Annotated in this window: 6 protein-coding genes; all 6 read left to right on the top strand. The window is 67.5% G+C overall.

Annotated elements, in window-relative coordinates; all coding sequences use genetic code 11:
• Positions 1-187 precede the first annotated feature (187 nt).
• The 6 genes from folE to AC2VOU_RS13320 all read left to right on the top strand — a co-directional run bounded on the left by folE (position 188) and on the right by AC2VOU_RS13320 (position 4,708).
• Positions 188-796 (top strand): GTP cyclohydrolase I FolE, encoded by a 609-nt coding sequence (gene folE / locus AC2VOU_RS13345; protein WP_486957812.1) that lies wholly within the window; start codon positions 188-190, stop codon positions 794-796.
• Positions 793-1,635 (top strand): dihydropteroate synthase, encoded by an 843-nt coding sequence (folP, locus tag AC2VOU_RS13340; RefSeq protein WP_486957811.1) that lies wholly within the window; start codon positions 793-795, stop codon positions 1,633-1,635. Before folE ends, folP begins: the two co-directional genes overlap by 4 nt.
• On the top strand, positions 1,628-2,017 hold the full coding sequence (gene folB / locus AC2VOU_RS13335; protein ID WP_486957810.1) for a dihydroneopterin aldolase: 390 nt from the start codon (positions 1,628-1,630) through the stop codon (positions 2,015-2,017). The genes folP and folB overlap by 8 nt, the downstream gene beginning before the upstream one ends.
• On the top strand, positions 2,014-2,553 hold the full coding sequence (gene folK, locus AC2VOU_RS13330) for a 2-amino-4-hydroxy-6-hydroxymethyldihydropteridine diphosphokinase (RefSeq protein WP_486957809.1): 540 nt from the start codon (positions 2,014-2,016) through the stop codon (positions 2,551-2,553). The genes folB and folK overlap by 4 nt, the downstream gene beginning before the upstream one ends.
• Positions 2,553-3,029 (top strand): DUF3180 domain-containing protein, encoded by a 477-nt coding sequence (locus AC2VOU_RS13325; RefSeq protein ID WP_486957808.1) that lies wholly within the window; start codon positions 2,553-2,555, stop codon positions 3,027-3,029. The genes folK and AC2VOU_RS13325 overlap by 1 nt, the downstream gene beginning before the upstream one ends.
• Before the next feature lie 98 nt (positions 3,030-3,127).
• Positions 3,128-4,708, top strand: coding sequence for a DUF6779 domain-containing protein (locus AC2VOU_RS13320; RefSeq protein WP_486957807.1), 1,581 nt, complete (start codon positions 3,128-3,130; stop codon positions 4,706-4,708).
• The last annotated feature ends 90 nt before the right edge of the window (positions 4,709-4,798 follow it).

Below are 4,798 nucleotides of genomic sequence, written 5' to 3'. Positions count from 1 at the left end.
AGCAGCCGGGCTACTGGTATCCACCACCTCCGTCCTGGGCGGCACCACCCCACCAGCACGCCGGCCCGCCCTACCCGCCGTATCCGCCGCCCGGTGCACCCGCACCGGGCCAGGCTGCCGACCCGCCCAGTGGAGGCCCGGGTCCGTCCAACCCGTCGACACACGGCTGACACGAACGGAGACTGCCATGGTGCAGCCGAATTCCCACACCGCGACCATGACCAAGCCGGTGTTCGACACCCCGCGCGCCGAGGCCGCGATCCGCGAATTGCTCTATGCCATTGGCGAAGATCCAGACCGGCACGGTCTGGTGGATACGCCGGCCCGAGTTGCCCGCAGTTTCCAAGAGATCTTCGCCGGTCTGTACACCGATCCGGATACCGTGCTGGACACCACCTTTGATGAGCAGCATGACGAGCTGGTCTTGATCAAAGAGATTCCGATGTACTCCACCTGCGAACATCACCTGGTGGCATTCCACGGTGTGGCACATGTCGGGTACATCCCCGGGCGCGACGGCCGGGTGACCGGGTTGTCGAAGATCGCCCGACTGGTCGACATGTACGCCAAGCGGCCGCAGGTACAGGAGCGTCTCACTGCCCAGATCGCTGATGCGCTGATGCGCAAACTCGATCCCCGCGGCGCCATCGTCGTGATCGAGGCCGAGCATCTCTGCATGTCCATGCGGGGAGTTCGTAAGCCGGGAACGGTCACCACGACGTCGGCAGTGCGCGGACAGTTCAAGTCCAACAGTGCATCTCGAGCCGAAGCGCTCGATCTGATCTTGCGCAAGTGAGCGTCACGCACGTCCAAGTCGTGGGAGTGGTGAACGTCACCGACGATTCGTTCTCCGATGGCGGGCGTTACCTCGCTGCCGATCGCGCGGTGCAGCAAGGGTTGGCGCTGGTTGCCGACGGGGCGACGATCATCGATGTCGGCGGCGAGTCGACGCGACCGGGCGCGCAGCGTGTCGATCCGCGGATCGAGACAGCCCGCGTCGTGCCCGTCGTCAAAGAGCTTGCTGCCCAGGGAATTACCGTCAGTATCGACACTATGCACGCCGGTGTGGCCCGGGCGGCCCTGGAAAGTGGCGCTGCAATGGTCAACGACGTCTCCGGCGGTCGTGCCGACGAGAACATGGCGGCGCTGCTAGTCGAGGCCGATGTGCCGTGGGTGCTGATGCACTGGCGCTCGGTGTCGGCCGAGAAGCCGCATCAAGTGCCGCCCTATCGCGACGTGGTTGCCGAAGTTCGCGCCGATTTGATGGCCTGCGTGGACAGTGCCGTTACCGCGGGGGTGAATCCAGCCAAGCTGATCATCGATCCCGGCTTGGGCTTCGCGAAGTCCGCCCACGACAACTGGGCGTTGTTGCACGCATTGCCCGAATTGGTGGCGTGCGGGTTTCCGGTGCTGGTCGGCGCATCACGCAAACGGTTTTTGGGTGACTTGCTGGCCGGTCCTGACGGCCAGGCTCGGCCACCGGAGGGCCGCGAGACGGCAACCGCGGTGGTGTCGGCTCTGGCCGCGTTGCATGGTGCGTGGGGGATTCGGGTACACGACGTCCGCGCGTCCGTCGATGCGGTGAAGGTCGTCGAGGCATGGACACAGGCTGGGGCGGTGGGGTCGGTTGGCTGATCGTATCGAGTTGCGCGGCTTGAAAGTTCGCGGCAACCATGGTGTATTCGACTACGAGCGCGCCGATGGTCAGGAGTTCGTCGTCGATGTCACTGTCTGGATCGATCTGCTGGACGCGGCGGCCAGCGACGATCTGGCAGATACCTACGACTACGGCGTTCTTGCGGAGCGGGTGGCCGCCATCGTCGCGGGTGAGGCCCGTAATTTGATCGAAACGGTCGCCGGCGAGATCGCCGAAGACGTCATGAGGGACCATCGCGTGCATGCAGTGGAGGTGACAGTGCACAAGCCGCAAGCTCCCATTGCGCAGACCTTCGACGACGTCGCCGTGGTGGCGCGCCGATCTCGCCGCGGCGGACGGGGGCAGGTGGTTCCAGCGTGACCCGCGTCGTGTTGTCGATCGGATCCAACATCGGTGACCGGCTGGCCCGGCTGCAGTCTGTGCTCGACCGGCTCGGCGACGCGGTGCAAGCGGTGTCCCCGGTGTATGAGACGTCGGCCTGGGGCGGGGTCGAGCAGGGCCCGTTTCTCAACGCGGTGCTGATCGCCGAGGACGCGACGCTCGACGGACAGGGCTGGCTGCGCCGTGCACAGGAGATGGAGCTCGCCGCGGATCGAGTGCGCGGGCAGAAATGGGGCCCCCGCACCCTCGACGTTGACCTCGTCTCATGTCACTTGACGTCGCTGGAGGGCGATAGCGAGCTGTTCTCTCTACAAGACGGGTTGACTCTGCCGCACCCGCTGGCCCACCTGCGCGCTTTCGTGTTGATTCCCTGGCTGGCCGTCGACCCGGGCGCGACGCTGACGGTGGCTGGCGGAAAGCAATCGGTTGCCAAGCTGATCGCCGAGCTGGATCCGACCGATCGTGCGGGTGTGCGGCACACCGAGCTTGTCCTAGAGCCGCGCACCGGCGCCTGATGGGCCCTACCCGCAGACGTGACCTGGCTGCTGCGGCGCTCGGCACCGCGGCCGCGAGCTATCCGCTGCTCACAGTGATCTACCGGTGGTTTCCGCCGATCACGGTGTGGACGGGTCTTTCGCTGATTGTGATCGGCGGTGTGGAGACGATGTGGGGGCGTCACATACGCGCCAAGATCGCCGACGGCGAGATCGGCGACGGGCCAGGCTGGCTGCACCCGCTGGCGGTAGCCCGCAGTCTGGTCATCGCCCAGGCGTCGGCCTGGGTGGGCGCGGCGGCGACGGGCTGGTGGGTAGGTGTGCTGGTGTATCTGCTGCCGCGCCGGTCGTGGCTCAGAGTCGCCGCTGAGGACACCGCCGGCACAGCCGTGGCAGCCATTAGCGCGCTGGCTCTGGTGGCTGCCGCACTGTGGTTGCAACATTGCTGCAAGTCGCCGGCAGACCCGACTGCGAATGGTGAGGGCGCCGAAAATTAGCCCGGCCCGGCGATCACCCGATTTTCACGATTAGTCCAGGTGAGAAACGCCGGAACGCGACGACACGCGGAGCGACTCAGGGCCGGTACAGTCGGGCCATGACCGATCTGTCCCGCGGCGCCCGGGTGCGGCGCGGCGGCCGCGGACCGGGTTGGGTGCTGTTGACGGTGTTGCTGGTTCTGGCCATCGGCGCTAGTTCCGCCCTCGTCTTCACCAACAAGGTAGAGCTTCTCAAGCTCGCGGTGATCCTCGCGCTGTGGGCAGCCGTCGTGGCTGCGTTCGTCTCGGTGATCTACCGTCGGCAGAGCGACATGAATCAAGCCCGGGCGCGGGATCTGAAGCTGGTTTACGACTTGCAGTTGGACCGGGAAATCTCGGCGCGCCGCGAGTACGAGCTCACCGTGGAATCTCAGCTACGTCGCGAGCTGGCCACCGAACTGCGCGCGCAAGCCAGCGACGAAGTCTCCGAGCTTCGGGCCGAGCTTGCCGCGCTGCGCACCAATTTGGAGATCCTGTTCGACGCTGAGCTCAGTCACCGCCCCGCGCTGGAAGGTGAACGCCGGGCCGTGCGCGGCTACAGCGAATGGGAGCGCGACAGCGAAAGTGCCCGCGAGCGCATCAACCGTGTGCAATCCGTCCGGGCCGAAGAGCCGTCTCGACGGCCTGACGACTCGATCATCGACGTGCATGAGGAACCGCTGGTGCCCACCCAGCCGCGGCAACCCAGCACGGAGAGCTACCAGCCGGATTACGCGCCGCAGCTGCACGAGGCGTACCCGCCGCGCCAGACCCGAGCGGGTGAAGCTACCGAGCCGGGTCGTGGTTCGCATCGGCGTTACAGCGACCAGGAAACCCCGGCTGCGCGCCACGAGCCGGTGCTGGACGCCAGCTGGACTCCGCCGCAGGCACCCGCACCGCCCCCAAATCCGGTTGAACGTCTGCAAGAGGCCCGAAGCTGGGCTCCGCCAGCGGGCCAGCCCGGTGGATGGCCCGCGCCGGGGCGCTCGCAGCGGGGAGCTGAACCCCCAACGACAGAAGCACAGTTCGCGCCGCCGGCCCCGGCCCCGCCGCCGGAGCCACTACAGCAGCCGCGGGTCACCTGGCCGCCGGCGGCTGAGGCGCCACGGCAGCCCGAGCAACCGGCAGGTTGGCAGCCGGCCGGCTCCGGGGGCCAGTCGCCCTCTACGGGAATATCCGGCAGCAACAGGAACGCCGGTCAGTTCCAGTTTCCGCCACCGACGCCATGGGCGTATGACGACGGGCCCTCCCGTGACCAGCCTGTCGCTCAGCCGCACCGCGAGCGGCGGGGGCGCCATTCCAGCGCCGACGCCGAGCCGACGCCGAGCAACAGCGAAGCGGGCGGCACCTGGGGCGAATCGGGTCGTCTCGCAGAATCGCGTCATTCCGCCGATTACTCCGAGACAGGCATCGCCGGTTCGGCACCGGCCCCGGCGATGTTCCCGCCGCCACCCCCTGCTCCACCACCCCCGTCGCCGACCCCGGACGGGGCCCCGGCCATGTCGCCGCCGCCACCGGCCAGTGCCCGTCATCGCAGCACAGACCCGCTGTCGGAGGCAGCGGAACCGCAATCCGGCGTTCAGTCGGTAGCGGATCTGCTGGCGCGGCTGCAAAGCTCCCCGTCCGAGGGCGGCGGTCGGCGCCGGCGCCGCGAGGACTGAGGCGAACACCACAGTATTTCGGCTGCACTGTCGCGGTACAGTCGTGGCGGCCGTCCGGTACCCGCAGCGCGGGACTGGAACGAATCAAAA

The sequence above is a fragment of the Mycobacterium sp. TH-M25 genome (genome assembly GCF_057473665.1).
Note: the sequence above shows the minus strand (reverse complement) of the source record. Positions and strands in the feature narration are given on the sequence as shown.